Raw genomic sequence first — 25,266 nt, forward strand, 5'->3', positions numbered from 1 at the left:
CCGGCACCCGGGCCGGCCGTTCCACGGGTTATCCGGCCTACACTGCGGCCGTGGTCAAGGGCCTGCTGCTCGACTTCTACGGCACCGTCGTGGAGGACGACGACGCGGCGGTGGCCGCGATCGCCGCCCGGGTGGCGGCCGACGCCGCCACACCGGTCACCGCCGACGCCGTCGCGACGGCGTGGATGCGGGAGTACACCAGGGTCGCGGAGGGTCCGCCGTTCCGGCTGCTGCGCGACAGCGCACCGGAGAGCCTGGCCCGGGTGATGGCCGAGGTCGGCTGCCCCGGCGACCCGAGGGCCCTCCACGCGGCCGAGACGGCCCGCCGCGGACCCCCACCGCTGCGCCCCGGCACCCGGGAGTTCCTCGCCGGACTCCGGCTTCCGGTCTGCGTGGTCTCCGACGCCGACCGCGACGACCTGGCAGCGGTCGTCGCCCACCACGGCCTGACCTTCACCGCCGTGGTGACCAGTGAGGACGTCGGCGCGTACAAACCGGACGGTGCCGTGTTCCGCCGGGCGCTCGCCGCGCTGGGGCTGGCCGCCGACGAGGTGCTGCATGTCGGCGACTCGCTGCGCACCGACGTCCAAGGGGCGCACGCGGCGGGCATCCGCGCGGTGTGGATCAACCGGCACGGGCGGCCGGCACCGGCCGGCGCCCCGGTCAGCCACGAGATCACCGACCTGACCGGCCTGACCGCGATCATCCGCTGACCGGCACCCGTCGCCGCTGGCGGCGCACCGGCGACGCGCCGGCCGAAACTGGCGGAGCGCTGGCGACGCACTGGCGCGCACGGCACACGCTCTGGTAGCGCCCCGGCGGAGCACTGGTGGTGTGCCGGCCGGGACTGGCGGCACGGGAAGGTTCAGGCGGAGAGGTCCGCGGCGGGCGGGCCGGTCGGGTCAGCGCGGCGGCGCGGCCAGGAAGGCCCGCCAGGCGTACGGGTCGAAGGTGAGCACCGGTCCGGTCGGGTCCTTGCTGTCCCGCACCCCGACCACCCCGGGCAGGTTGATCGCCACCTCGACGCACTGGGTCGTCTGGTCACTACGGCTGCTCTTCCGCCACACGGCGCCGGTCAGTTCCATGACTCGGCAATCTCCCTCAGCAGCTCGACGGACTCCTGCGCCGGCAGGGCCGCACCAAGGCTAACTTCCCAGACCTGTTGCAGCCGACGGAGATTGGCCGGATCGTGCAGCTCCTCGCCCCGCCCTTGCCCACTGATGACGCCGAGTTCACTGTCGTCGGTCAGGGCCGCCAGGATGAAGGGTCCACCGAGGCCCGGGTATTCCCCGGCCGACAACGGCACCACCTGCAACCGGACATGCGGATGCTCGGTGGCGATCCGCGCGAGATGCAGAGCCTGGTCGGCCATCGTCTTGCGACCGCCCACGCAGCGGCGCAACACCCCCTCGTCCAAGACTGCGACGACCTTCAGGACCCGGTCACCGTAGAGGCAGTCCTGAAACTCCATCCGCTCCGCGAGCCGACGCTCCACCTCCGCCTGGTCGAGCAGGTCACCGGCTTCGAACACCGCTCGGGCGTAAGCCTCCGTCTGGAAGAGTCCCGGCACGTAACGCGACTCGTACCAGCGGAGCACCCGTGCCTCGGCCAGGATCCTCCGCCAGCCACGCAACCACACCTGCGCGGTGTCGAGGGCGACCAGTTCGGTGAGCATGCGGCTGAAGATGCCGCCGGTGTCCAGGGCCCGGTCGACCAGCTCCAGGTACTTCGCGGTGGGCTGCTGCTGGCCCAGCTCGACCGCGCTCACCATCGACGGCGAGTAGTTGACCGCCTTGGCCAGCTCGTCCTGGCTCAGGCCCCGGCGCGTCCGCGCCCGGCGCAGTTCGGCGACCAGGAAGGCCGCCGCCGTCATCCGCCCGTCCGCCATCTCCAGCCGTCCTCCAGCGCCCCTGGTGGTCCATTCCAGCGCCGCGCCGATCCGACGAGCCGTGATCGCAGGGCGTCTCGGGCAAACGGGCGCGAACCCTTCACACCGTAGTGGTGTCGTCACCAGACTGTGAAGCGCGACGACACCCGGCCCACCCTCCGGCCGGCGTGGCGTCGCGGTGGGACCGCCCGCTCCCCCGGCCGGCGGTCCCACCGGCCGGGGGAGACGACGCGATCGACCAGCTTCCAGGGAGACGACGATGCCCCGGCCCACCCGGCGACACCAGCCTGTCCTGTCCCGACCCACCGAGCGGTCCGCGCCGGCCCTGCTGAACCGCCATCACCCGGCCGAGTGGCAGGACCCCTCCCGCAACCGAGGTCCGGTTCCGCCCACGCCCCGTCATCGCCGGACCTGGCGGGGCCTTCGCCGGTGGTGTTCGTGCGGGTTGCGGTGGCGCAGGTGCCCGGACCGGCACGCCACCGCGCCGACCGAACCGGTCGCCGGCCCGCCCGCTTCCGACCGTCCGGCCTGGGCCGACGTCACGGTGGCGTACCCGAGGGTGGGGCGTGCCGGTTGGCTGACGCCGGCGCAGCAGTGGCGGGCCAACGGCGGCCGGTGGTGAACGCCGGCCCCTGGACCGGCGGACCGGGGCGCGGCGACCAACCGCGCCCGCACCTGCCGCTACGCCCCATCTGGCTCTGTCGGAGCTGCGCCCTGCCGTGGCCCTGCGCAGCGGCACGTCTCGCCCTGGCCGCCGAGTACGCGCACGACCGGGTCGCGCTCAGCGTCTACCTCTGCGCGGTGCTGCACGACGCCGCCGGGGACCTGTACCGGCTCAACCCGCACGACAGCCCCGACCCGGCGGCCCTCTTCCGGCGCTTCCTCGCCTGGGTGCCGCGCCTCCGCGCCGACCCGGACGACCGGTGACCCGCCCCCGTTTGCGGCGTGTCGCGGTATCCGTTCACCCGGACACCGCGACACGCCGCAAACGGAGGCGGTCACGGGGCGATCACACCGGACCGTCAGGGGTGGGTCATGCGGAGCAGGTCGAGAGCCTCGTCGAGCTGGGTCTCGGTGAGCTTGCCGGAATCGACGTGCCCCCGGGAGATCACCACCTCCCGGATGGAGACCTGCTTCGCCAGCGCCTCCTTGGCGATCGAGGCGGCCTCGTCGTACCCGAGGTGGCGGTTGAGCGGGGTGACGATCGACGGCGATCCCTCCGCGTACGCCAGGCAGACCTCGGCGTCCGCGACCAGGCCGACCACCAGACGGTCGGCGAAGAGCCGGCTGGACGCCGACAGCAGCTTGATCGACTCCAACAGGTTGCGGCCCATCACCGGGAGCATCACGTTCAGCTCGAAGTCGCCCTGCGAACCGGCGAACGCCACGGTGGCGTCGTTGCCGATCACCTGCGCGCACACCTGGCGCATCGCCTCGGCGACCACCGGGTTCACCTTGCCCGGCATGATCGACGAGCCGGGCTGGAGGTCGGGGATGCGCAGCTCACGCAGGCCGGCGCGGGGGCCGGAGCCCATCCAGCGGATGTCGTTGGCCATCTTGTAGAGCCCGACCGCGATCGTCCGCAGCTGGCCGGAGGTCTCCACCAGCGCGTCCCGGGAACCCTGCGCCTCGAAGTGGTTGCGCGCCTCGGTCAGCGGCAGCCCGGTCGAGGCGCGCAGCTTGTCGATCACCTTGCCGGCGAAGCCGAACGGGGTGTTGATGCCGGTGCCCACGGCGGTGCCGCCCAGCGGCAGCTCCGCCAGCCGGGGCAGCGCCGACTCCAGCCGCTCGACGCCGTAGCGGACCTGGGCGGCGTAGCCGCCGAACTCCTGCCCGAGGGTGACCGGGGTGGCGTCCATCAGGTGGGTACGCCCCGCCTTGACCACCGTCTCGAACTCGGCCGCCTTCTCCTCCAGCGCCCCGGCCAGGTGCTTCAGCGAGGGGATCAGGTCCTCCACGACGAACTGGGTGGCGGCCAGGTGGATCGAGGACGGGAAGACGTCGTTGCTGGACTGCGAGGCGTTGACGTCGTCGTTCGGGTGCACGTCCCGGCCCAGCTCCCGGCTGGCCAGGGTGGCGATCACCTCGTTGGCGTTCATGTTGGACGAGGTGCCGGAGCCGGTCTGGAACACGTCGATCGGGAACTGGTCGTCGTACCCGCCGTCGGCGACGTGCGCGGCGGCCGTCGCGACGGCCTCGGCCACATCGGCGGCGATCACCCCCAGCTCGCCGTTGACCTGGGCCGCCGCCCCCTTGATCTGGGCCAGGGCCTTGATCTGGGCGGGCTCGATGCCCCGCCCCGAGATCGGGAAGTTCTGCACCGCACGCTGGGTCTGCGCCCGCCACAGCGCCTCGGCGGGCACCTCCACCTCGCCCATCGAGTCGCGTTCGATCCGGTAGCCCGCCGCCTCTGGAGTCGTCACGGGTTCCATCCTGCCGCGCCTCGCGACGACGTGCAGGAGGAAGCAGAGTTGCGACGGGCCACCGTCCGAACCGTCGGCGGCCGGGGAAACCCGGCCGCCGCAGCGTCGGTCAGCGCCGGCCGATGGTCAGCACCGGCTTGGTGACCTCGGCGAAGAAGTCGTTGCCCTTGTCGTCGACCACGATGAAGGCGGGGAAGTCCTCGACCTGGATCTTCCAGACCGCCTCCATGCCCAGCTCGGGGTACTCGAGCACCTCGACGTGCTTGATGCAGTCCTGGGCGAGCCGGGCGGCGGGACCGCCGATCGAGCCGAGGTAGAAGCCGCCGTGCTGCTGGCAGGAGCGGGTGACCTGCGCCGACCGGTTGCCCTTGGCCAGCATGACCTGCGAGCCGCCGGCCGCCTGGAACTTCTCCACGTACGCGTCCATCCGCCCGGCCGTGGTCGGGCCGAACGAGCCGGAGGCGTAACCCTCGGGGGTCTTGGCCGGACCGGCGTAGTAGACGGCGTGGTCGCGCAGGTACTGCGGCATCGGCTCGCCGGCGTCCAGCCGCTCGGCGATCTTCGCGTGCGCGATGTCCCGGGCGACGACCAGCGGGCCGGTCAGCGACAGCCGGGTCTTCACCGGGTACTTCGACAGCTCGGCGCGGATCTCGTCCATCGGCCGGTTCAGGTCGACGCGGACGACCTCTTCGGTCTCCAGCGTCTCGTCGGTCACGTCGGGCAGGAAACGCGCCGGGTCGGTCTCCAGCCGCTCCAGCCAGACGCCCGACGGGGTGATCTTGGCGACCGCCTGCCGGTCGGCCGAGCAGGAGACGGCGATCGCCACCGGGCAGGACGCGCCGTGCCGGGGCAGCCGGACCACCCGCACGTCGTGACAGAAGTACCGGCCGCCGAACTGCGCCCCGATGCCGAAGTTGCGGGTCAGCTCCAGCACCTGCGCCTCCAGCTCCAGGTCGCGGAAGCCGTGCGCGGTCATCGAGCCCTCGGTGGGCAGCGCGTCGAGGTACTTCGCCGAGGCGTACTTGGCGGTCTTCAGCGCGTACTCGGCGGAGGTGCCGCCGATGACGATGGCCAGGTGGTACGGCGGGCAGGCCGAGGTGCCGATGAGCCGCAGCTTCTCCTCCAGGAACTGCATCATCCGCGTCGGGTTCAGCAGCGCCTTGGTCTCCTGGTAGAGGTACGACTTGTTCGCCGAGCCGCCGCCCTTGGCCATGAAGAGGAACTTGTACGCGTCCGGGTGGCCGTCCGGGTCCTCGGCGTACAGCTCCACCTGGGCCGGCAGGTTGCTGCCGGTGTTGCGCTCGTCCCACATGGTCAGCGGGGCGAGCTGCGAGTAGCGCAGGTTGAGCCGGGTGTACGCCTGGTAGACGCCCCGGGAGATCGCCTCCGCGTCGGTGCCGTCGGTGAGCACGTGCCGGCCCCGCTTGCCCATCACGATCGCGGTGCCGGTGTCCTGGCACATCGGCAGCACGCCACCGGCGGCGATGTTGGCGTTGCGCAGCAGGTCCAGCGCGACGAACCGGTCGTTCGGCGAGGCGGCCGGGTCGTCGATGATCGACCGGAGCTGGGCCAGGTGCGCGGGGCGCAGGTAGTGGGCGATGTCGTGCATGGCCTCGGCGGTCAGCGCGGTCAGCGCGCTCGGCTCCACCGTCAGGAACCGGCGGCCCCCCGGGCCGTTGACGACATCGACACCCTCGTCGGTGACCAGTCGGTACTCGGTGGTGTCCGGGCCGGTCGGCAGCAAGGGGGCGTACGAGAACGCGGCGGCACTGCTCATGACGGGAAAGCCTAGGGCAGACCGGTCGATCGGTGGCACCCGCCGGGTGTGGCGTGGGACGCCGCTCTCACCGGCCCCGACGTGTCGCGCTCAGCCGTCCTTGTCGCGCGGGTCGGGGCAGAGCTCCCGCTTCGGTCCACAGCTGTCCTCGACGCCCGGCCCGCCGTCGTCGCCACCCGGGTCGCCGACGCCGCCACCGTCGGGCGGGGGCACCGGCGGGACGCCCGTGCCGGCGCCGAAGCGGACGTACCCGATCTCCCGCCCCTCCCCGATGATCATGCCGTTCGCCCCGACCGCCAGCGCGTTCGCGCTGGTCCGCAGGACGGCCAGTTCCCGGCCGGTGCGCGGGTCGAGCGCGATCAGCCGGTTCGGCTTCTCCTCGCTGAGCACCGCCGCGTACGGGGTGAGCGCCGCTCCCGCCCGGCCGGTCGACGGGCGGGTCCACCGCGCCCGGTCGACACCGAACTGGCGGCCGACGACCGACCGGCGGTCGGCGGCGCGGACCAGGGCGTACCGGTCGTCGACGGCGAGCAGTTTCTCCCCCTCGGCGTCGACCAGCAGCAGCCGGCCGTCGTAGGCGTCGATGACCGCCTCCCGGCCGTCCGGGGCGACCCCGATCAGCACGTTGCGGGCGCCCTGCGGGTCCTCCCGCTGGACGCAGCCGGCGCTGTCGGCGGTCCGCAGGTTCACCCCGGCCCGCCGCCACACCTCCTGGCCGGTGGCCGGTTCACGGGCGGAGACGGCGTACTGGCAGGTGCCGTCGCGGGAGACCGCCTTGATCCGGAGCATCCGGCCCCCGATCACGGCCAGCCGTTCCTCCCGGCCGGGCTCGACGTTCTGCACCACCCGGCCGGTGGCGGTGTCCACCACGTGCACCCGGCCGTCGACCGGGAAGCCGAGCAGCGGCGGCGCGGCCTCCGGGCCGGCCGCCCCGGCGTCGATCCGGGGGGCGGTGAGCCGGCGGGTGCCGAGCAGGTTCGGGTTGTCGGCGAAGAGGCCGCTGCTCACGCCGGGCAGGAACGCCGTCCAGAGCGGGGCGGTGCCGCGTGGGTCCCAGGCGGAGAGGGTGCAGTCGGTCGGCTCGACGCAGCGCGCGTCGAGCAGCATGTTCCGGTACGTCCACACGGCCACCGCGTCGTCGTCGCGGCGGCGCACCGCCCCGGTGGTGGGGTCGAGCAGTTCGTACCCCTTGACCAGGAGCTTGCCGACGGCCACGACCGGGTCCTTGTCGCCGCCGGCCACCGCCGCCCAGTCGGCCTTGCGCTCCCACAACTGCGCCCCGGTGGCCAGGCTGCGGGCCTCCACCCGGGTGCGTTGCTCGACCACGACGGTGTCCCCGGCGATGGTGACGCTCTTCGGGGTGCCGCCGATGCGCTGCTGCCAGACCACGTCCGGCTCGGAGATCGGACTTCGGCGGTCGACCCAGTCCCACATCGTCGGGAACGGGTTCCACACCCCGGTGGCGGCCAGCACGACCACGGTGACGAGCCCGAGCAGCAGCCACCCACGCACGCCGAGCTTCGACACACGCACACGGTAACGACGATCACCCCACCCCGCCCCCGCCCTCCCGCCGTGTCGCCCACCTTTCTCCCCCGCCTCCGCCGTGGATCTTGCACTCGTGGTCGTCGATACGTCGGACCCGTCCGCATCTGCACCCACCCGAGGTACGGGACGACGCAGGGGTCAGCGGGTGGCGGAGTGGACGAGGGGCAGGGTGCGGTAGGGGATCTGTTCGGCCAGGGCGATGATCGTGGAGGCGCGGCGGATGCCGTCGTAGCTGACGATCTGGTCGATCACGCGTTGCAGGTCGGCGTTGGAGCGGGCCACGATCCGGCAGAGCAGGTCGCTGCCGCCGGTGATGGTGTGCGCCTCCAGCACCTCCGGGATGGCCGCCAGGTGGGCGGTGACCGCGTCGTGCCCGCGCCGCTGGCTGATCTCCAGGGTGACGAAGCTGGTCACCGCGAACCCGATCGCGGTCGGCGAGATCTCCGGCCCGAAGCCGGTGACGACCCCGCGCTCGACCAGCTTGTCCAGCCGGGCCTGGGCGGTGCCCCGGGCCACCCCGAGCCGCCGCGAGCACTCCAGCACCCCGATCCGCGGCTCGTCGGCGAGCAACTGGATCAACCGGGCGTCGAGTTCGTCGAGCTGTACATCCTGTCCAGCATTCATGTCTCGGCACTCTACTTAATGTGCAAGCTGACCAGCGGATTCAGTGACGGTTGCTCAGTGAGCCGAGTCACCGCGATCCTGCCCGGAAGAACAACCGGACCACCGCGACGGCCCACGAGGCCGGCCGGTACGCAAGGGAGGCCACCATGACCCAGGCGATCGACCGACCGACCGACGACGTCGACATCGACCGGCTCGTCGGCGCGGTCGACCACGACATCAGCCACGACCCGTTCCCGGTCAAGGGCCTGGACCACGTCCACTTCCTGGTCGGCAACGCCAAGCAGGCCGCGCACTACTACTCCACCGCGTTCGGCATGACCTGCGTGGCGTACCGGGGTCCCGAGCAGGGCTACCGGGACCACGCCCAGTACGTGCTGACCAGCGGTTCGGCCCGGTTCGTGCTGACCGGCGCGGTCCGGCCGGACGCCGAGGGCGCCGAGCACGTCGCGAAGCACAGCGACGGCGTCTCGGACATCGCGCTGGAGGTGCCGGACGTCGACGCCGCGTACGCGCACGCCCTCGACCAGGGCGCGACCGGCCTGGTCGAGCCGCACGACGTCAGCGACGAGCACGGCACCGTCCGGCTGGCCGCCATCGCCGCGTACGGCGACACCCGGCACACCCTGGTCGACCGGTCCCGCTACTCCGGCCCGTTCCTGCCCGGCTTCGTCGCCCGCGGCCCGATCGTGGACCGCCGGCCGATGATCGACGCCGGCCTCCAGCCGAAGCGCTTCTTCCAGGCCGTCGACCACGTGGTCGGCAACGTCGAGCTCGGCCGGATGGACGAGTGGGTGGAGTTCTACAAGCGGGTCATGGGCTTCAGCAACATGGCCGAGTTCATCGGCGACGACATCGCCACCGACTACTCGGCGCTGATGAGCAAGGTCGTCGCCAGCGGCACCCGCAAGGTGAAGTTCCCGCTCAACGAGCCGGCCATCGCCCGCAAGAAGTCGCAGATCGACGAGTACCTGGAGTTCTACCGGGGCCCGGGGGCCCAGCACATCGCCGTGGCCACCAACGACATCCTGGCCAGCGTCGACGCGATGCGGGCGGCCGGCGTCGAGTTCCTGGAGACCCCGGACTCGTACTACGACGACCCGGAGCTGCGTGCCCGGATCGGCAAGGTGCGGGTGCCGATCGAGGAGCTGAAGGCCCGCAAGATCCTGGTCGACCGGGACGAGGACGGCTACCTGCTCCAGATCTTCACCAAGCCGGTGCAGGACCGCCCGACCGTCTTCTTCGAGCTGATCGAGCGGCACGGCTCGCTCGGCTTCGGCAAGGGCAACTTCAAGGCCCTGTTCGAGGCGATCGAGCGGGAGCAGGAGAAGCGCGGCAACCTGTAACACTGTCCGCGTGACGCAGCCTCCGACGTACCCGACGCCGCCGGCCGGTGGGCAGCCGCCCGCCGCCGGCGGCTTCGCGCCCCCCTCCGGCCCCGTTCGCCCGGGGCACGCGGTCCCCCCGCAGTACGCCCCGCCCGGCCTGACCCCGCCGCCGGGGTACGTCGGGCCGCCCCGGCCGATGGTGGCGCCGCCGGCCCTCGCCCCGAACGGCCAGCCGCTGGCCAGCTTCGGCGACCGGCTGCTGGCGGTGCTGATCGACGGGCTGATCCTGATGGGGGTCGTCATGGTGGTGGCCATGCCGGTGGCGTTCGTCTTCTTCCTGAGCGTCATGCCGGACCTGACCGCCACCACGGCCGACGGCGGCTACGTCGAGCCGGACCCGTTCGCCGACTTCCTGCTGCCCTTCCTGGCGCTGGAGGCGGGGATCTTCCTGTTCGCCCTGGGCGTCAGCTACGTCTTCCACGTGGAGATGATGTTCCGGACCGGCCAGACGGTGGGCAAGCGGGTGATGAAGCTGCGGGTGGTGCCGTTCGACCCGGCCGGCACCCTGGACCGGCGGGCGGCGGCCAAGCGCTGGCTCGCCCACCAGGTCGGCGGGTCGTTCATCCCCGGGTTCAGCTACCTCGACGGGCTCTGGCAGCTCTGGGACAAGCCCTGGCAGCAGTGCCTCCACGACAAGTTCGCCCGCACCGTCGTCGTTAAGGTTGCTCCGTGAGCGTGCAACCCGGCTGGTACGTCGACCCCGCCGACCCGGACACCCGACGCTGGTGGGACGGCGAGGGCTGGGTCGGCTCCCCGATCCCGGTGGACGTGACGCCCCCGGAGGGACCACCGCCGGCCGAGCCCGCCGAGCCGGCCGAGCCGCCCGCCGGTCGGCCGACCGCGCCCGCCCCCGGGCAGCCCGCCGGGGCGACGCCACCCGCCCCGGGGCAACCGCCCACCTGGCCGCAGGGCCCGGGGCAACCGCCCGCCGGGTGGCCGCACGGCCAGGGACAACCGCCCGCCGGCTGGCCGCCCGCCCCCGGGCAACCACCCGCCGGCTGGCCGCAGGGTCAGGGGCCGGGGTACCCGGCGGGGCCGCCGCCCGGTTGGCCGGGCCGTCCACCGCTGCCCCGCCCGCACGGGCTGCCGCTGGCCTCGTACGGGGCGCGGCTGGTCGCCCGCCTGATCGACATCGGCATCCTGTTCCTGCTCAACGTCCTGGTCAACGGCTGGTTCGTCTGGCGCTACGCGCAGGAGGTCTCGCCCTACCTGAGCGAGGCGTGGCGGCGCGCGGTGGCCGGTGACACCTCCCGGGAGGGGCTGCCGGCGGTCAGCACGCAGGCCGAGGGGCTGGTGATCGTCATCCTGCTGATCGCCACCGCGCTCTGGTTCGCGTACGAGGTGCCCTCGATGGCGGCGCACGGGCAGACCTTCGGCAAGCGGGTGATGGGTGTCCGGGCCGTGCCGGTCGAGGCGGACCAGCCGCTCGGCTTCGGCCGCGCCATGCGTCGGTGGAGCACCCTGGGCCTGCCCACCCTGCTCTGGTACTGCCTCTGCTTCGGCCTGCTCCTCCAGTTCGTCGACGCGGTCTCCGCCCTCTTCGACCACCCGCTCCGCCAGGCGCTGCACGACAAGCGCGCCCAGACCGTGGTGGTGCAGCTGCCGCGATCCGGCGACGACGCCACCCGTACCGCCCCGCCCGACCGTGCCGACTCCCCGGGAGACACCCCATGACCGACACCGGACGTCACCAGCCCGCCCTGCGGCTGACCCGCGCCGACCTCGACGCGCTGCCGAACTACGTGCCCGGCCGCAGCCCCGCCGACCTCGCCCGCGAACTGGGCCTGGACGAGGCGATCAAGCTGGCCAGCAACGAGGTGCCGTACGGCCCGCTGCCCGGCGTGGTGGAGGCGGTCACCGAGGCGGTCGCCGGCTCGCACCGGTACCCGGACATGGGCGTGGTGGCGCTGCGCACGGCGCTCGCCGACCGCTACGGCGTGGCCGCCGACCGGATCGCCACCGGCTGCGGGTCGGTCGCGCTGGCCGAGCACCTGGTCCGGGCCACCTGCCTGCCCGGCGACGAGCTGCTCTACTCGTGGCGGTCGTTCGAGGCGTACCCGATCATCGCGGCGACCAGCGGCGCGACCAGCGTGCGGGTGCCCAACGACGCCGGGCACGGTCACGACCTGGCGGCGATGGCCGCGGCGGTGACCGACCGGACCCGGATGGTGCTGGTCTGCAACCCGAACAACCCCACCGGCACGGCGGTACGCAAGGCGGAGCTGGACCGCTTCCTCGACGCCGTCGGCGAGGACGTGCTGGTCGTCATCGACGAGGCGTACCGCGAGTTCGTCACCGACCCGGAGGTGCCGGACGGCCTGACCTACCTGGACCGGCCCAACGTGGTGGTGCTGCGGACGCTGTCCAAGGCGTGGGGCCTGGCCGGCCTGCGGATCGGCTGGATGGCCGCGAGCCCCGAGGTCGCCGCCGCCGTCCGCAAGGTGGTCACCCCCTTCTCCACCAGCACGGCCGCCCAGGCGGGCGCGCTGGCCGCGCTGGCCCAGGCCGACGAGGTGCAGCGCCGCTGCGCGCTGGTCGTCGCCGAGCGGGACCGGGTCACCGAGGCGCTGCGCAAGCTGCTCCCGGACGTGCCGTCCAGCCAGGCGAACTTCGTCTGGCTGCCGCTGGGCGACCGGGCGGTGGAGTTCGGCAAGGCGTGCGAGGCGCGCGGCGTGATCGTCCGGCCGTTCGCCGGCGACGGGGTCCGGGTCACCATCGGCACCCCCGCCGAGAACGACGCCTTCCTGGCCGTCGCCGAGGCGGCGCTGGCCTGAGCCGCCGCCGCAGGGGCTCGTCGCGGCCGGGTCAGGTCGCGGCGAGCACCACCGGCTCGGCCATCAGGAAGTACGCCTGGTCGTCGTCGTCCGGGCCGGCCCGCTCGCGCAACCGCTCGACGGCCAGGTAGCCGTCCGCCGCGTACGCCAGCCCGGGGACCCAGCCGATCCCGTCCTGCCCGACGGTGAGCGGGAAGCGGGACCGCTGCGCGCCCGTCGTCGGGTCCAGGGTGACCAGGTCCCGCTCCTCGGTGAGCACGTGCACCCGCCCGGGCTCGATCGCGAGCACCCGCACCGGGCCCAGGTCGCCACGCCGCCACCGTTCCTTGCCGGTGCGGGCCGCCCAGCCCTTCAGCACCCCGCCGTCGTCGCCGACCGCGATCTCACCGACCAGGGTGCTGTCACCGGCGTCCAGGGTCGGCGCGGGCACCGGCTCACCGGCGCCGAGCAGCCAGCCCCGGCCGGCCGCGTCACCCGGGGCGGCGGTCCGCAGCCCCCGGCACTGCGAGCGGGGGGTCAGGCAGCCGAGCGGGGTGACGACCGGCTCCGCCCCGGCCACCGGCGGACGCCACCGGGTCAGCACCGCGCCGGTGGCCACGTCGCGGAACTCCACCGTGGCCGGCGCCGCGCAGGTGTCGAGGGTCGCGACCCGGCCGTCGGCCGTGGTGCCCAGGTCGGTGCGGCAGCGGGCGTCGCCGTCGGCCCGCCACAGCTCGCGCCCGTCGGTCAGCGCGTACCCGCGCAGTCGCCCGTCGCCGGAGACGACCAGCACCGTCCGGCCGTCCGCGCCGGACGCCACGAAGACCCCCTGTGGGTCCCAGACCACGCGCGCCCCGGTGCGCCGGGCGGCGAACCCCGCGCCGGGCGCCGGGCCGTCGGCCCGCCAGGCCACCTCTCCGGTACGCCCGTCCAGCGCCACCAGCTTCCCGTCGGACCATCGGGTGAGCACCGTGGAGCCGCTCGCCAGCACCCCGTTGACCTGCGCCGGCCAGCGCCGGTACGACCAGTGCGGGGTCACCCGGTGCCGGCTGTCGGCGGGTCGGTCGGCGTAGACCTGGCGCTGCGCCGCGTACACCCGCAGCCGGCCCTCGACGATCAGCGGCGCGACCGGCAGTCGGCCGACCACACCGATGGCCGGGGTGACCGGCGGCGGCAGCGCCCCCCGGGCCGGGGTGACCACCTCGGCGGGCGCGAGCACGCGGTAGCCGACGGCGGCGACCGCCCCGAGGGCGAGCAGCGCCGCCACGGCGACCGCGATCCGTCGCCGCCCCTTCGGGACACCCATGCGCACCTCCGCCCGGCACCCTACCCAGACCGGCCCCCCGGGACCCGCTCAGGTCGCGGCACGTGCGGACCGGGGCGGTTTGCGGCGTGTCGCGGTATCCCCGACGCCGGAGACCGCGACACGCCGCGAACGGATCGGGACGGGTGGGGGGCCGGGTGGGCGGGCAGGGGTTGGTTCAGGCGGCTGCCACACCGTCGGCACGGGTGGCGGCGGTGGCGAGGTCGGCGAGGTCCCACCGGATGGCGCCCTCGACCGCCCGGGCGGCCAGCCCGCCGAAGAGCAGCGCCAGCACCCGGCCGTACGGGGCGGTCGGCACCGCCTGGTGCTCGACGGTGACGGCGGTGCAGCCCCGGCCACGCCGGCGCACGGTGCGCAGGGTCCAGGTGATGCGGTAGTCGACCCCGATGCCGGGTGAGCTGAGCAGCAGGCGGTGCGGCGGCTCGGCCTCCAGCACCACGAACTCCTCGGCCTGGTCGCCGCCGTCCGGGCGGGTGCGGATCTCCCGCCAGGCGGTGCCCGGGCCGAACGGCCCCGTGGTCAGCGGCTCGACCCCGCCGACCGTACGCAGCCAGGCCGTCCGGGCGGGCAGGTCGACCAGGAGCGCCCAGACGTCGTCGGCCGGCGCCTCGATGAACTCGGTGACCGTGACCGTCGACATGGCGACACCTCCCGTGCCGTCCACCGTACGGCGAGTGAGGGTCCCGCGGGGGTCCGGAGATGGAAGTTCCGTCGCCGGTGCCCGGACAGGGCACCGGCGAAGACGTCCCGGCCCCCGGTCAGGGCTGGAACCGGCCGAGGCGGATCGCCTCGACGAACGCCCCCCAACCCGGCGGGCCCACGACGAGCGCCGGCCCGTCCGGGTCCTTGGAGTCGCGTATCCCGACGACACCGTGGCTGCGTACGAGGTTGTCCGCCACCTCCACACAGAGCCCCTGGTCGTTCGAGCGACTGCTGGTGCGCCAGACCGCGCCCACGAGATCGTTCATGCTCGTACCTCCTGTCCGCTGGGACGTGCCGTGCCGGTCACGACCCACGCCGCCCCGGGACGGGACGGCGTGGGGTGGTGACCGAATCCGGTCGATCAAACGCGGCAGGAGGGCCGGCCGGTCGCACAGCGGGTGCGACCGGCGGATACGGAACGTCAGCGGGCCGGCAGGATCCGCCCGGTCACCTCGCCCAGGGCGATCGTGGTGCCGTCGGGGCCGGGGGCGGTGGCCCGGACGGTGACCGTGTCGCCGTCCTCCAGGAAGGTGCGGGTCTCGCCGCCGCCGACCTTGACCGGCTCGGTCCCACCCCAGGTCAGCTCCAGGAACGAGCCGACCTGGTGGCGCTGGGGGCCGGAGACGGTGCCGGAGGCGTAGAGGTCACCGGTCCGCAGCGAGGCGCCGTTGACGGTGAGGTGGGCGAGCTGTTGGGCGGGCGTCCAGTACATGGTGGCGAAGGGCGGCTCGGCCACCCGCTCGCCGTTCCACTCCACCTCCATCCGCAGGTCGAGCCCCAGGTGCGGGGTGTCGCGCAGGTACTCCTGGACCGGCGGGTCCTGCTCCGGGGCCGGCACGAACGCGTCGGCGAGCGCGTCGAGCGGAGTCACCCAGGCCGACACCGAGGTGGCGAAGGACTTGCCGAGGAACGGCCCGAGGGGCTGGTACTCCCACGCCTGGATGTCCCGGGCGGACCAGTCGTTGACCAGCACCACCCCGAAGACGTGGTCGGCGAAGTCGGCCGCGGCCACCCGGTCGCCGAGCGCGCTCGGCAGGCCGACCACGAAGCCGACCTCCGCCTCGATGTCGAGGCGTACCGAGGGGCCGAAGGCCGGGCCCTGCGGGGTGGCCCGCTGCCCGGTGGGACGGACGACCGGGGCGCCGGAGACGACCACGGTGCCGGCCCGGCCGTGGTAGCCGATCGGCAGGTGCTTCCAGTTCGGCAGCAGCGGCGGCTGGCCGGGGCGGAAGATCTGGCCCACGTTCGAGGCGTGGTGCTCCGAGGAGTAGAAGTCGACGTAGTCGGCGACGTCGAACGGGAGCAGCAGCTCCACCTCGTCGAGCGGCACCAGCAGCGGCTGCACGTCCGTCCGGTGCGCGGGGTCGCTGAGCAGCTCGACGATCCGCTGCCGTACCGCCGTCCACTGCGGACGCCCCAGCGCCATGAAGTCGTTGAGGGTGGGGCGGCCCAGGGTGCCGGCCGCGAGGACCAGCCCGGCCTGCTCCGCACCGGCCAGGTCGAGCACGTGCTCGGCGATGCGTACGCCGATCCGGGGCTCGCGTCCGTCGTGGCGGAACACCCCGTACGGCAGGTTGGTCACCCCGTACGGCGAACCGTCCGCACCTGCCACCCAGCTCATGCCGACACTCCGCTCCGCTGCGTGCCGCCGTGAGGCGCCACGGCACTGCACCCGATGGTTCGCTCGCTCATCCCTCGTACCCCCCGTTCACCAGCCCCAGCCGGATCAGATCGGTCAGTGGATCCCGCACGCTGCACGAGCCGAAGCCGACCCAGAGCGGTCGCGGGTCGTCGCGCCGGGAGCGGACCCGCTCGACCAGCGGCAGCGGGTCGGTCGCGGCGAGCAGCGCGGCGACCTCGTCCACCTCGGCGCCCTCGGTGGCGGCCAGGGTGGCGGCGAGCACGTTGCCGAAGCCGTGGTGGGTGAAGCCGGTCTCCGGGTCGAGGTGGCGCAGCGCGTGGTGCAGCCCGGCGGTCAGCTTGAACGGCAGCTCCCGGTCGCGGCAGGCGCAGATGACGGCGGCCAGCTCCACCGGGGTGGGGAACAGCTCGGCGGCCAGCCCGCCGGTGCGGAACTTGGCGGCGACCGGCACCCCGGCGGCCCGTGCGGCGGCGACGGTGTCCAGCGCGCCCAGCAGGCCGAAGGTGAGCGGGATCTCGGCGTACACGTCGAGGCCCCACGACTCGGCGAGGGTGAGCAGCGCGGCGAGCCCGGGCTGCGGGTCCTCGCCGCGCCGGGCGACCGCCACCTCGACCTGCCGGACGGTGATCCGGTCCTCGGCGAGCAGGGACAGCGCGGCGGGCAGCCCGTCGACGCCGGTGTCGCCGATCAGCCCGACGACTCCGCCGGCCATCCCGTGCAGCGCGTCGTCGTCGACGGCGGAGGCGGGGACCAGCAGCGGGCCGACCAGCTCGGCGTACCAGGCGGCGCGGTGACCGCGGTGGGCGGCGACCGCGTCGGGCAGCGACGCGCTGCCGGGCGGGAAGACGGCGGCGTCGTCGACCAGGCCGGTGAAGAGGTGGGGGACGTGCGTTGACACGAGACAAGAATCTACGGGACGCTACAAGGAACGGACAACAGCGTCCGATTATCGGACGCGCTCGGCCGGTGAACGGGACATAACGGGAGGCGACATGCCGTACTACCGCAGCGTCGGCGAGGTGCCCCGCAAGCGGCACACCCAGTTCCGGCAGCCCGACGGCAGCCTGTACGCCGAGGAGCTGATGGGCCAGGAGGGGTTCTCCTCCGACTCGTCCCTGCTCTACCACCGGCACGCGCCCACCGCGATCGTCGCCGCCGAGGAGTTCACCCCGCCCGCGTACACCCGGGTCCCGAACCTCCCCCTCAAGCCGCGCCACCTGCGCACCCACAAGCTCGACGGCGCCGGCGCCGACCCGATCCTCGGCCGGCGCTACCTGCTCGCCAACGACGACGTCCGGATCGCGTACGTGCTGGCCGACCGGCCGTCCCCGCTGTACCGCAACGCCACCGGCGACGAGTGCCTGTACGTCGAGGCCGGCACGCTGCGGGTCGAGTCCACCTTCGGCGTGCTCGACGCGGTCGCCGGCGACTACGTGATCATTCCGACCTCGACCGTGCACCGGCTCGTACCGACCGGCGACTCCCCCACCCGGCTGCTCGCCGTCGAGGCCAACGGGCACATCGGCCCGCCCAAGCGCTACCTCTCGGTGCGCGGGCAGTTCCTGGAGCACGCGCCGTACTGCGAGCGGGACGTCCGGGGACCGGACGCGCCGCTGCTGGTCGACGACACCGACGTCGAGGTGCTGGTCCGCCACCGTCGCGGCTGGACGAGGCACGTGTACGCCCACCACCCGTTCGACGTGGTCGGCTGGGACGGGCACATGTACCCGTGGGCGTTCTCCATCCACGACTTCGAGCCGATCACAGGCCGGATCCACCAGCCGCCGCCGGTGCACCAGACCTTCCAGGGCCCGAACTTCGTGATCTGTTCGTTCGTGCCGCGCAAGGTGGACTACCACCCGGACGCCATCCCGGTGCCGTACAACCACCACAACGTCGACTCCGACGAGATGCTCTTCTACACCGGCGGCAACTACGAGGCCCGGCGCGGCTCCGGCATCGAGCAGGGCTCGATCTCGCTGCACCCGTCCGGCTTCACCCACGGGCCGCAGCCGGGCGCGGCGGAGCGCTCCATCGGGGTGGACTTCTTCGACGAGCTGGCCGTCATGGTGGACACCTTCCGGCCGCTGGACCTCTGCGACGCGGCGACGGAGTGCGAGGACGACGGGTACGCCTGGACCTGGGCCCGCCGCCCCTAGGACGTCGGGCCCCGGCGGCACCCCTGGCGAGGCGGCCCCGGCGGCATCCCTGGCGAGGCGGCCCGGACGGCATCCCTGGCGAGGCGGCCCGGTCGGCGGGCCGTCAGCGGAACAGGCGGCTGAACAGGGTCAGGCCGGCGGCGGTGACCACGGCGATCGCGGCGACCAGCGGCCACGGCGTGCCGACCAGCGCGTGCAGCAGGATCAGCAGCGGTCCCGCCAGCACCGCGCGGATCGCCAGCGCCATCGCCCGGTCGGTGCGCCGCAGCTCGGGCAGGACCTCCTGCCGCAGCCCGGGCACCCGCGCGGCGAGCCGCCAGAGGGCCAGTCCGACCGCGCCGGCCACCAGCACCGCGACGACCCGGGAGAGCCCACCGGCCAGGGCGACCAGGAGACTGCCGACCGCCGTCCAGGCCCCGCCGGCCAGGACCAGCCGCCGGACACCTTCCTCCACGGGCAGCGCCGCCGCCCGCGTCGGCTCCACCGTGGCCAGCTCGGAGACCCGTTCCAGCGCCTCGGCCCAGCGCCGGCGTTCCCAGCGGATCACACCCGGGTCGCGCCCGGCCTCGGCCAGCCCCGGGTCGAGCCGCAGCGCCTCCCGGTAGGCGCGCTCGGCGAGGTCGAACAGGTGCAGCCGGGCCGCGACCAGGGCCAGCACCAGGTGCGCCTGCGGCTCGTCGAGCGCCAGCTCCACCCCGCGCCACGCCGCGTGCAGCGCCGGCTGCCCGTTGCGCGCCTCGGCCAGGATCCCGGCGGCGGCCCGCTGGGCGTACGGGTCGGCCGGCGCCATGCCGAGGATCCGGTCGGCGGTGGCCGCCGCCTCGGCGTACCGCTCCAGGTCGGTGAGGGCGAAGGCGCGCGCCACCAGGGGTGCGACCGCGTCCGGCGCGGCGGCCGACGCGGAGTCGGCGGCGGCGAGCGCCTCGGCGGGACGCCCCGCCGCCAGGTGCACCCGGGCCAGCAGGGTCAGCACGGCCGGGTCACCAGGGGTGGCGGGACCGGACGTCAGCTCTTCGACGGCCTCGTCGTACCGGCCCAGCTCGGCGAGGAGTTGCGCGCGGTGGAACGGGCCGTCCGCGTCGTCGTCGGCGGTCACCGGGCGGCCGGAGCCTCGTACACCAGGGCCACCGCGATGCCGGCGAGCCCCTCGCCGCGCCCGGTGAAGCCGAGCCCGTCGCTGGTGGCGGCGGTGACCGTGACCGGCGCGCCGACCGCGTCGGAGAGCACCCGCTGCGCCTCCGCGCGGCGTGGCCCGATCTTGGGCCGGTTGCCGACCACCTGGACCGAGACGTTGCCGATGGCGAAGCCGGCCGCCCGGACCCGCCGGGCCGACTCGGTCAGCAGGGCCACCCCGGACGCGCCCGCCCACTCCGGCTGGTCCACCCCGAAGTTCGCGCCGAGGTCGCCGAGACCGGCGGCGGAGAGCAGCGCGTTGCAGGCCGCGTGGGCCACCACGTCGGCGTCGGAGTGACCGGCGAGACCGTCCTGGTCGGGCCAGTGCAGCCCGGCCAGCCAGCAGGGCCGACCGGCGGCGAAGGCGTGGATGTCGGTGCCGACGGCGACCCGAGGAACGATCATGACCCGAGGGTACGCGTCAGTGGCCGGTGGCCAGCAGGTGCTCGGCGAGCGCCAGGTCGAACGGGCGGGTGACCTTGAGCGCGTACTCCGAGCCGGGCACGCACCGGACCGGCACCCCCTGCTTCTCGACCAGGCCGGCGTCGTCGGTGAGCGGATCACCGGCGGCGGCGTGCGCGGCGGTCAGCACCGCCCGGCGGAACCCCTGCGGAGTCTGCACCGCGCGCAGCGCGGAGCGATCGACCGTGCCGAGGACGACCTCGTCGGCCCCGACCTCCTTGACGGTGTCGACCACGGGGAGCACCGGGATCACCGCGTCGTCGCCGGCCCGGACCGCCGCGGCCACCGACTCGACCAGCTCGGGCGGGGTGAGCGCCCGGGCCGCGTCGTGCACCAGGACGATCTGCGGCCCCGGCGGGACGACCGCCAGGGCGGCGGCCACGGACGCCTGCCGCTCCGCGCCGCCCGGCACCACGACGACCGGCGCCACCGGGGCCAGCAGCTCCCGCACGGCGTCCACCTCGGCCGCCGGGGCGGCCACCACGATGGTGTGCACCGACGGGGCCGCCGCGATCCGGCGCACGGCGTGCACCAGCAGCGGTTCACCGCCGAGCAGGCGCAGCGCCTTCGGCGCGCCCGGGCCGAGGCGTACCCCGGCACCGGCAGCAGGAACGAGGACCGCGACGTCACCGCGCGGATTGAGCTGCGCGGTCACGTCGCGGTCCTCGGATTTCTTCGCTGCGGGGTGGGTACGACGATGCCGTGGGAATCAGGCTTCGGTCAGCACCTTGTCGAGCAGCGTCTCCGCCTCGTCCTTGGTGCTCTTCTCGGCCAGCGCGACCTCGCCGACGAGAATGTCGCGGGCCTTGGCGAGCATGCGCTTCTCACCCGCGGACAGGCCCCGCTCCCGCTCCCGGCGCCACAGGTCGCGGACGACCTCGGCCACCTTCAGCGGGTTGCCGGAGGCCAGCTTCTCCAGATTCGCCTTGTAACGCCGCGACCAGTTGGTCGGCTCCTCGGTGTGCGGTGCACGGAGCACGTCGAAGACCTTGCCGAGGCCCTCTTCGCCGACCACCTCGCGCACACCCACGATCTCGGCGTTCTCGGCGGGCACCCGGACCGTCAGGTCACCCTGCGCGACCCTCAGGACGAGATACTGCTTGGGCTCGCCCTTGATGACCCGAGTCTCGATTGCCTCGATGAGTGCGGCCCCGTGGTGGGGGTAAACAACGGTCTCGCCGACACTGAAAACCATAGGTTCGAAACCCCTTTCGCTGTGTCTAGGGTAACACGCTCAGGCACCGATGTCCCACCGCTGTCCTGACCGTTGGCGCAGCTCAGGGGGCCTGTGAGAGGTCTTTCTTCAGCTTGACAGGCGGTCAAACCGATGGTTCGAACACGCTCCGTGACTGACAGATGACAACCCGGTAAGGGTGATCGGAGCGTGGATTTCCGAGGCCGTGCGCATCTCCCATGGTATCGCGGTCCCGGCTCACGCGCCCAGGTCTGGCGGGACGAGGGCCGGTGGGGGACGCTGGAGGTTCACCGCCGTCCGCTCGCGAGCCGCTTCCCTGGGGGTCCGATGGGCATGCCTGACGCAGAGGGCCACGGCCCACCCGAAGGACTGCCCGACCTGCCCCCGGAGTGGGGCCGGGTGGTCGTCCCGGACGACGCCTCCGCGCTCGCCGAGGAGGCCGCCCAGCTCCGCCGGGAGCTGCGCCGACGGTCCACCCCGACCCGCCGGCTCCGGCCCCCGCTGCACCTGCCGGTGGTGATCCTGCTGGTCGCGCTCCTCACCACCATCGCCGGCCTGGCGGCCGTGACCTGGCCCCGGTCGCCCCGGAGCCCGGACCGACCCACCGTGCTGCCGTACCCGTCGTCGTCCGAGCCGCCCGTGCTGACCGGCCGGCCGCTGCCGGCGCTCGACCTCGTCGACGTCGACGAGACACCGGTGCCGCTGCGCGGCCTGCTCCCCGCGATGATCATCCTGGTGGACGCCTGCGTCTGCGCCGAAGAGGTCGCCGCGGTCGCCGCCGTCGCGCCCGAGGGGGTCTCCGTCGTCACGGTGACCGGCGGCCGTACCGTGGCCTCCACCCCGGCCGCCGGCGGCCCGGTCACCGCCCTCGCCGACCCGGCCGGTGGCCTGCGCGCCGCGCTGCGCCTGTCGCCCCGCCCCGACACCGCCGTCGCGCTGCTGGTCGACCGGAACGGCACGGTGGTGCGCGTGCTGCCCGCCCTGAGCGCCGCCGACGACTACCGCGCCGACCTCACCCGCCTCGCCGCCTGACCTTCTCCTCGCCCGGCCCGCCGCCGCGCCCACCCCGGCACCGACCGGGCGGGCACGGCGGCCGGCGGGGCGGACCGGTGGGTCAGGGGTGGTCGAGCAGAGCGGCGTAGAGGGTCAGGCCGGGGCCGAAGGCGAGCATCACGACCCGTCGCGGCGGCGCCGGAGCCCGCAGCAGCCGGTCCAGGATCAACAGCACCGTCGGGGACGAGCAGTTGCCGTGCTCGTCCAGGACGGCCCGCGAGGCGGCCAGCCCCTCCGGCGGCAGGGCCAGCTCCCGCTCCACCACGTTGAGGATGCGCGGACCGCCCGGGTGGACCGCCCAGCCGTCCACCTCGGCGATGCTCGTGCCGTGCCGGGCCAGCAGGTCGTCGACCAGGCCCCGGACGTGGGTGGAGAGCACCTGCGGCACCTTCGGTGACAGGCCCATCCGGAAGCCGGTGTCGGTCACGTCCCAGGTCATGTGGTCGGCGGTGGAGGTGTCGGTGACCGAGGTGACCTCCCGCACCCGGTACCCGCCGGCCGCACCCGGCACGATCACGGCGGCGACCGCGGCGTCGGAGAAGAGCGCGTGCGAGACGATCTGCTGGGTGTCCATCCTGGCCGTGGCCGGCTGGATGTGCAGGCTGGTCAACTCGGCGCAGAGCAGCAGCGCCGGGCGCCCCCGCGCGGTGACGAAGTCGCTCGCCGCGCCCAGCCCCGGCAGGGCCGCGTAACAACCCATGTGGCCGACGAACATCCGCTGCGTGTCCGGGGCCATGCCGAGGTCCCGGGCGAGCAGGATGTCCAGCCCCGGGGTGGCGTACCCGGTGCAGGAGCAGACGACGAAGAGGCCGACGTCCCCGGCGTCCAGGCCCGCGGCGGTCAACGCCCGACCCACCGCCTCCTTGCCCAGCGGCAGCGCCTCGACCTGGTAACGCCGCATCCGGCGCTCGGTCGGCCAGTCCGAGACGTCCTCCAGGAGCGGGTTGACCGCCGCCTGCCGCCGGGACACCCCGGAGTTGGCGAAGATCCGCTCGGCCAGCGCGCGGGTGGTGCCCGAGAAGTGTCGGGAGAAGAAGCCCTCCCAGAGTTCGTCCTGCGCGGCGGCCGGCGGTTGCGCCGTACCGAGACCCGCGACCACTGGCACGGCCATGTCCCCCACCTCTCGTCCGGTGCTGCCTGCCCGCCCTACCAACGAGGAGCCGATCCGTCCCGGTCCGGGTCACCACCCAGCACCGCCACACCCAGCCAGTCGGCGCAGACGTCCGAGGTGGCCGGGTGCAGCGAGCCGCACCGGGCGTCCCGGTACAGCCGCTCCAGGGGATGGCCCCGCCGGGTCGCCGAGGTGCCGGCCGCCTCCAGCACCGAGGCGGCCACGTCGGCCGCGGTCGTGCCGGCCAGCAGCTTGGCCCGCCACACCCAGCGGTTGGTCTCGGCGTCGCCGGGGGCGTCGTCGACCCGGCGGGCCGCCTCGGCCACCACCAGGCCGGCCGCCGCCACCGCGGCGTCGGCCCGGCCCAGCCGCGCCCGTACCGCCGGCAGGTCGGCGAGGCTGCGCGCGTTCAGGTGCTCGACGGCGGCGTCGACCGCCGCCCGGGCCACCCCGACGTAGACGGCGGCGTAGCTGGCCACCAGCCAGTGCGGCATCAGCTGGGCGACCACCAGGGCCAGCCCCTCCACGCCGCCGAGCAGTCGGTCGGCCGGGACGGTGACGTCCAGGTGCAGGTCGTGCGAGGAGGTGGCGCGCATGCCGAGCGAGTCCCAGGTCGGCTCGACGGCCAGCCCCTCGCCGGCCGGGACCAGGAACTGCGAGACGGTCGACTGGTCGGCGGCGCTGCGGGCGGCCACCAGGTAGCCGTCGGCGTGCCCGGCGCCGGAGCAGAACGTCTTCGCGCCCTTGATCCGCCACCCGCCGTCGACCGGCTCGTAGACCGTGCTCAGCTGGGACAGCCGGGCGCCCGCGCCGCGTTCGCTCATCGCCACCGCGTACCAGGAGCCCTCGGCCGCCGCGCGGAGCAGGCGGTCCCGGGCGGCCAGCGCCTCCTCCGGTACGCCCAGCGCCTCGGCCAACTCCTCGGTGACCGCGCCCAGCGCGCCGGTGACCGAGGCGTGCATGTTGAACACCAGCGCGGTCGCGCCGTTGCCCCGGGCCAGTTCGGTAGCGACCGCCGCGTACTCGGCGAAGGTCGCCCCCATCCCGCCCAGCTCCCGGGGGACCATCAGCCCGAACAGCCCGGCCTCGCGCAGGTCGGCGAAGTCGTCGACCGGGAACGAGCCGTCCCGGTCGTGCTGCGCGGCCCGCGCGGCGAACCGCGGGGCCAACCGGCGGGCAGCCTCCAGCGCGTGCACCGTCATGTCGCTCCCTTCTCGGCGTCCCCACTACCCTCGCCCGGGCCGGTTCATCCGTGCCGGACGCCACGCCCCTGGTACAGCACCGCCGTGGACCGGGTCGGCTTCATCCGCGGCTCCCGGTCGACCGTCCGGACCGGACCGCCGCGCAGCCGCCGCACCAGCCAGGCGGCGGTGCCGCGCAGCCCCGGCCGGATCCCGCGCACCCGCAGGTGCACGCCGTGCCGGGCCGCCTCGACGACCAGCTCCCGGGCGTCCACGAACAACCGTGAATCGTGGATGCCGCGTGGCACCGTCGGCAGCCGCTCGCCGATCTCCACCGCCACCAGGCGGGCCAGCGCGGTGTCGTTGAGGGTGTCCAGCACCAGCAGCCCGCCCGGACGCAGCAGCCGGCACGCCTCGGCGACCGCGCGCCGCCAGTCCGGCACGTGTTCCAGCACCTCACCGGCGGCCACCACGTCGGCGCAGCCGTCGGCCAGCGGCACCGCGGTCACGTCGCCGACGAGCACGGTCACCCCGTGGTCGGCGGCCTGGTCCAGGGCGGAACGGGTGAGGTCTACCCCGACGTGCCGGTACCCCTTGCCGGCCAGGTGCGGGGCCATCAGCCCGGCGCCGCAGCCGAGGTCGACCAGGAGCGCGCCGGGACGCCCGGCCGGCGGCACCAGGGCGGCCCGGGCCCGGGCGAGCCAGTGCAGCATGGCGAACGCGCCGTCCGGTCGCCACCACTCACCGGCCAGGTCGTCGTACTGGCGCGGGTCGTTGCGGGGGAGGACGCGGGGCGGAGGTGGAACCGGACCGTTCCGCATGGACCGAGCGTGGCACGACTAACCGGTAACGACCAGACTTCC

26 protein-coding genes are annotated in these 25,266 nt (G+C 74.1%); 8 read left to right on the forward strand and 18 right to left on the reverse strand.

Going from position 1 to position 25,266, the window contains the following annotated elements:
• The first annotated feature begins 50 nt into the window (after positions 1–50).
• The gene (locus tag GA0070614_RS14110; protein WP_157744993.1) at positions 51–713 is read left to right on the forward strand and encodes an HAD family hydrolase; all 663 of its coding nucleotides are present in this window, start codon (positions 51–53) and stop codon (positions 711–713) included.
• A 189-nt stretch (positions 714–902) separates the two neighbouring features.
• Here GA0070614_RS14110 and GA0070614_RS14115 read toward each other — a convergent pair whose 3' ends face one another.
• Both GA0070614_RS14115 and GA0070614_RS14120 read right to left on the reverse strand, forming a co-directional pair.
• A complete protein-coding gene (locus tag GA0070614_RS14115; RefSeq protein ID WP_088976391.1) occupies positions 903–1,085 on the reverse strand; it encodes a DUF397 domain-containing protein in 183 nt (60 codons plus the stop codon).
• On the reverse strand, positions 1,076–1,888 hold the full coding sequence (locus GA0070614_RS14120) for a helix-turn-helix domain-containing protein (protein ID WP_088976392.1): 813 nt from the start codon (positions 1,886–1,888) through the stop codon (positions 1,076–1,078). The genes GA0070614_RS14115 and GA0070614_RS14120 overlap by 10 nt, the downstream gene beginning before the upstream one ends.
• Positions 1,889–2,506: 618 nt before the next feature.
• On the opposite strand from GA0070614_RS14120, the gene GA0070614_RS14125 reads away from it, so the two are divergent.
• Entirely contained in the window at positions 2,507–2,815 is a 309-nt protein-coding gene (locus GA0070614_RS14125) for a hypothetical protein (protein WP_088979431.1), read from the forward strand.
• A 95-nt stretch (positions 2,816–2,910) separates the two neighbouring features.
• On the opposite strand, the gene GA0070614_RS14130 is transcribed toward GA0070614_RS14125, so the two are convergent.
• The 4 genes from GA0070614_RS14130 to GA0070614_RS14145 form a co-directional block, all read right to left on the reverse strand.
• Positions 2,911–4,320, reverse strand: coding sequence for a class II fumarate hydratase (locus GA0070614_RS14130; RefSeq protein ID WP_172892433.1), 1,410 nt, complete (start codon positions 4,318–4,320; stop codon positions 2,911–2,913).
• A 100-nt stretch (positions 4,321–4,420) separates the two neighbouring features.
• A complete protein-coding gene (locus tag GA0070614_RS14135; protein WP_088976393.1) occupies positions 4,421–6,088 on the reverse strand; it encodes a fumarate hydratase in 1,668 nt (555 codons plus the stop codon).
• Between the two features lie 90 nt (positions 6,089–6,178).
• Positions 6,179–7,588, reverse strand: coding sequence for a PQQ-binding-like beta-propeller repeat protein (locus GA0070614_RS14140; RefSeq protein ID WP_088979433.1), 1,410 nt, complete (start codon positions 7,586–7,588; stop codon positions 6,179–6,181).
• Between the two features lie 186 nt (positions 7,589–7,774).
• Positions 7,775–8,260: an Lrp/AsnC family transcriptional regulator gene (locus tag GA0070614_RS14145; protein ID WP_088976394.1), complete on the reverse strand. Its 486-nt coding sequence runs from the start codon at positions 8,258–8,260 to the stop codon at positions 7,775–7,777.
• A 146-nt stretch (positions 8,261–8,406) separates the two neighbouring features.
• Here GA0070614_RS14145 and hppD point away from each other — a divergent pair, with 146 nt between their 5' ends.
• Genes hppD through hisC form a run of 4 tightly spaced genes read left to right on the forward strand, consistent with a single transcriptional unit; the run spans position 8,407 to position 12,422 of the window.
• Positions 8,407–9,606 (forward strand): 4-hydroxyphenylpyruvate dioxygenase, encoded by a 1,200-nt coding sequence (gene hppD, locus GA0070614_RS14150; RefSeq protein ID WP_088976395.1) that lies wholly within the window; start codon positions 8,407–8,409, stop codon positions 9,604–9,606.
• 10 nt (positions 9,607–9,616) lie between these two features.
• The gene (locus GA0070614_RS14155; RefSeq protein ID WP_088976396.1) at positions 9,617–10,321 is read left to right on the forward strand and encodes an RDD family protein; all 705 of its coding nucleotides are present in this window, start codon (positions 9,617–9,619) and stop codon (positions 10,319–10,321) included.
• Positions 10,318–11,322 carry an RDD family protein gene (locus tag GA0070614_RS14160; protein ID WP_088976397.1) on the forward strand — a complete coding sequence of 335 codons (1,005 nt, stop codon included), beginning with the start codon at positions 10,318–10,320 and terminating at the stop codon, positions 11,320–11,322. Before GA0070614_RS14155 ends, GA0070614_RS14160 begins: the two co-directional genes overlap by 4 nt.
• On the forward strand, positions 11,319–12,422 hold the full coding sequence (gene hisC, locus GA0070614_RS14165) for a histidinol-phosphate transaminase (protein WP_088976398.1): 1,104 nt from the start codon (positions 11,319–11,321) through the stop codon (positions 12,420–12,422). The genes GA0070614_RS14160 and hisC overlap by 4 nt, the downstream gene beginning before the upstream one ends.
• 31 nt (positions 12,423–12,453) lie before the next feature.
• Here hisC and GA0070614_RS14170 read toward each other — a convergent pair whose 3' ends face one another.
• The 5 genes from GA0070614_RS14170 to GA0070614_RS14190 all read right to left on the reverse strand — a co-directional run bounded on the left by GA0070614_RS14170 (position 12,454) and on the right by GA0070614_RS14190 (position 16,967).
• Complete coding sequence (locus GA0070614_RS14170; protein WP_088976399.1) at positions 12,454–13,707, reverse strand: outer membrane protein assembly factor BamB family protein; 1,254 nt, start codon at positions 13,705–13,707, stop codon at positions 12,454–12,456.
• 175 nt (positions 13,708–13,882) lie between these two features.
• On the reverse strand, positions 13,883–14,365 hold the full coding sequence (locus GA0070614_RS14175) for an SRPBCC family protein (RefSeq protein WP_088976400.1): 483 nt from the start codon (positions 14,363–14,365) through the stop codon (positions 13,883–13,885).
• Between the two features lie 118 nt (positions 14,366–14,483).
• Entirely contained in the window at positions 14,484–14,693 is a 210-nt protein-coding gene (locus tag GA0070614_RS14180; protein ID WP_088976401.1) for a DUF397 domain-containing protein, read from the reverse strand.
• 155 nt (positions 14,694–14,848) lie between these two features.
• Positions 14,849–16,048: a fumarylacetoacetase gene (fahA, locus tag GA0070614_RS14185; protein ID WP_088976402.1), complete on the reverse strand. Its 1,200-nt coding sequence runs from the start codon at positions 16,046–16,048 to the stop codon at positions 14,849–14,851.
• A gap of 67 nt (positions 16,049–16,115) precedes the next feature.
• The gene (locus tag GA0070614_RS14190; protein ID WP_088976403.1) at positions 16,116–16,967 is read right to left on the reverse strand and encodes a hypothetical protein; all 852 of its coding nucleotides are present in this window, start codon (positions 16,965–16,967) and stop codon (positions 16,116–16,118) included.
• Positions 16,968–17,061: 94 nt separating this feature from the next.
• On the opposite strand from GA0070614_RS14190, the gene GA0070614_RS14195 reads away from it, so the two are divergent.
• The gene (locus tag GA0070614_RS14195; protein ID WP_088976404.1) at positions 17,062–18,228 is read left to right on the forward strand and encodes a homogentisate 1,2-dioxygenase; all 1,167 of its coding nucleotides are present in this window, start codon (positions 17,062–17,064) and stop codon (positions 18,226–18,228) included.
• Between the two features lie 103 nt (positions 18,229–18,331).
• Here the strand turns inward: GA0070614_RS14195 and GA0070614_RS14200 are convergent, their stop codons facing one another.
• Genes GA0070614_RS14200 through GA0070614_RS14215 form a run of 4 tightly spaced genes read right to left on the reverse strand, consistent with a single transcriptional unit; the run spans position 18,332 to position 21,058 of the window.
• The gene (locus GA0070614_RS14200) at positions 18,332–19,324 is read right to left on the reverse strand and encodes a tetratricopeptide repeat protein (RefSeq protein WP_088976405.1); all 993 of its coding nucleotides are present in this window, start codon (positions 19,322–19,324) and stop codon (positions 18,332–18,334) included.
• On the reverse strand, positions 19,321–19,806 hold the full coding sequence (gene ispF / locus GA0070614_RS14205) for a 2-C-methyl-D-erythritol 2,4-cyclodiphosphate synthase (protein WP_088976406.1): 486 nt from the start codon (positions 19,804–19,806) through the stop codon (positions 19,321–19,323). The genes GA0070614_RS14200 and ispF overlap by 4 nt, the downstream gene beginning before the upstream one ends.
• Before the next feature lie 16 nt (positions 19,807–19,822).
• Positions 19,823–20,518, reverse strand: coding sequence for a 2-C-methyl-D-erythritol 4-phosphate cytidylyltransferase (ispD, locus tag GA0070614_RS14210; protein WP_088976407.1), 696 nt, complete (start codon positions 20,516–20,518; stop codon positions 19,823–19,825).
• Between the two features lie 54 nt (positions 20,519–20,572).
• Positions 20,573–21,058 carry a CarD family transcriptional regulator gene (locus GA0070614_RS14215; protein ID WP_007073334.1) on the reverse strand — a complete coding sequence of 162 codons (486 nt, stop codon included), beginning with the start codon at positions 21,056–21,058 and terminating at the stop codon, positions 20,573–20,575.
• 327 nt (positions 21,059–21,385) lie between these two features.
• Here GA0070614_RS14215 and GA0070614_RS14220 point away from each other — a divergent pair, with 327 nt between their 5' ends.
• Positions 21,386–22,090, forward strand: a complete 705-nt coding sequence (locus tag GA0070614_RS14220) for a serine/threonine-protein kinase (protein ID WP_088976408.1) — start codon at positions 21,386–21,388, stop codon at positions 22,088–22,090.
• 82 nt (positions 22,091–22,172) lie between these two features.
• Here the strand turns inward: GA0070614_RS14220 and GA0070614_RS14225 are convergent, their stop codons facing one another.
• Genes GA0070614_RS14225 through GA0070614_RS14235 form a run of 3 tightly spaced genes read right to left on the reverse strand, consistent with a single transcriptional unit; the run spans position 22,173 to position 25,224 of the window.
• Complete coding sequence (locus GA0070614_RS14225) at positions 22,173–23,222, reverse strand: type III polyketide synthase (protein WP_088976409.1); 1,050 nt, start codon at positions 23,220–23,222, stop codon at positions 22,173–22,175.
• A gap of 35 nt (positions 23,223–23,257) precedes the next feature.
• Entirely contained in the window at positions 23,258–24,424 is a 1,167-nt protein-coding gene (locus tag GA0070614_RS14230) for an acyl-CoA dehydrogenase family protein (RefSeq protein WP_088976410.1), read from the reverse strand.
• 44 nt (positions 24,425–24,468) lie between these two features.
• On the reverse strand, positions 24,469–25,224 hold the full coding sequence (locus tag GA0070614_RS14235; protein WP_088976411.1) for a class I SAM-dependent methyltransferase: 756 nt from the start codon (positions 25,222–25,224) through the stop codon (positions 24,469–24,471).
• Positions 25,225–25,266 lie beyond the last annotated feature (42 nt).

This window comes from Micromonospora coxensis (assembly GCF_900090295.1).
Taxonomy (GTDB): domain Bacteria; phylum Actinomycetota; class Actinomycetes; order Mycobacteriales; family Micromonosporaceae; genus Micromonospora; species Micromonospora coxensis.

Excerpts from the sequence above, each read along its gene's own strand:
- GA0070614_RS14115 (WP_088976391.1), bottom strand. The coding sequence starts at position 1,085 with ATGGAACTGACCGGCGCCGTGTGGCGGAAGAGCAGCCGTAGTGACCAG.
- GA0070614_RS14120 (WP_088976392.1), bottom strand. The coding sequence starts at position 1,888 with ATGGCGGACGGGCGGATGACGGCGGCGGCCTTCCTGGTCGCCGAACTG.
- GA0070614_RS14130 (WP_172892433.1), bottom strand. The coding sequence starts at position 4,320 with ATGGAACCCGTGACGACTCCAGAGGCGGCGGGCTACCGGATCGAACGC.
- GA0070614_RS14135 (WP_088976393.1), bottom strand. The coding sequence starts at position 6,088 with ATGAGCAGTGCCGCCGCGTTCTCGTACGCCCCCTTGCTGCCGACCGGC.
- GA0070614_RS14145 (WP_088976394.1), bottom strand. The coding sequence starts at position 8,260 with ATGAATGCTGGACAGGATGTACAGCTCGACGAACTCGACGCCCGGTTG.
- hppD (WP_088976395.1), top strand. The coding sequence starts at position 8,407 with ATGACCCAGGCGATCGACCGACCGACCGACGACGTCGACATCGACCGG.
- hisC (WP_088976398.1), top strand. The coding sequence starts at position 11,319 with ATGACCGACACCGGACGTCACCAGCCCGCCCTGCGGCTGACCCGCGCC.
- GA0070614_RS14170 (WP_088976399.1), bottom strand. The coding sequence starts at position 13,707 with ATGGGTGTCCCGAAGGGGCGGCGACGGATCGCGGTCGCCGTGGCGGCG.
- GA0070614_RS14175 (WP_088976400.1), bottom strand. The coding sequence starts at position 14,365 with ATGTCGACGGTCACGGTCACCGAGTTCATCGAGGCGCCGGCCGACGAC.
- GA0070614_RS14180 (WP_088976401.1), bottom strand. The coding sequence starts at position 14,693 with ATGAACGATCTCGTGGGCGCGGTCTGGCGCACCAGCAGTCGCTCGAAC.
- fahA (WP_088976402.1), bottom strand. The coding sequence starts at position 16,048 with ATGAGCTGGGTGGCAGGTGCGGACGGTTCGCCGTACGGGGTGACCAAC.
- GA0070614_RS14195 (WP_088976404.1), top strand. The coding sequence starts at position 17,062 with ATGCCGTACTACCGCAGCGTCGGCGAGGTGCCCCGCAAGCGGCACACC.
- ispF (WP_088976406.1), bottom strand. The coding sequence starts at position 19,806 with ATGATCGTTCCTCGGGTCGCCGTCGGCACCGACATCCACGCCTTCGCC.
- GA0070614_RS14215 (WP_007073334.1), bottom strand. The coding sequence starts at position 21,058 with ATGGTTTTCAGTGTCGGCGAGACCGTTGTTTACCCCCACCACGGGGCC.
- GA0070614_RS14220 (WP_088976408.1), top strand. The coding sequence starts at position 21,386 with ATGGGCATGCCTGACGCAGAGGGCCACGGCCCACCCGAAGGACTGCCC.
- GA0070614_RS14225 (WP_088976409.1), bottom strand. The coding sequence starts at position 23,222 with ATGGCCGTGCCAGTGGTCGCGGGTCTCGGTACGGCGCAACCGCCGGCC.
- GA0070614_RS14230 (WP_088976410.1), bottom strand. The coding sequence starts at position 24,424 with ATGACGGTGCACGCGCTGGAGGCTGCCCGCCGGTTGGCCCCGCGGTTC.
- GA0070614_RS14235 (WP_088976411.1), bottom strand. The coding sequence starts at position 25,224 with ATGCGGAACGGTCCGGTTCCACCTCCGCCCCGCGTCCTCCCCCGCAAC.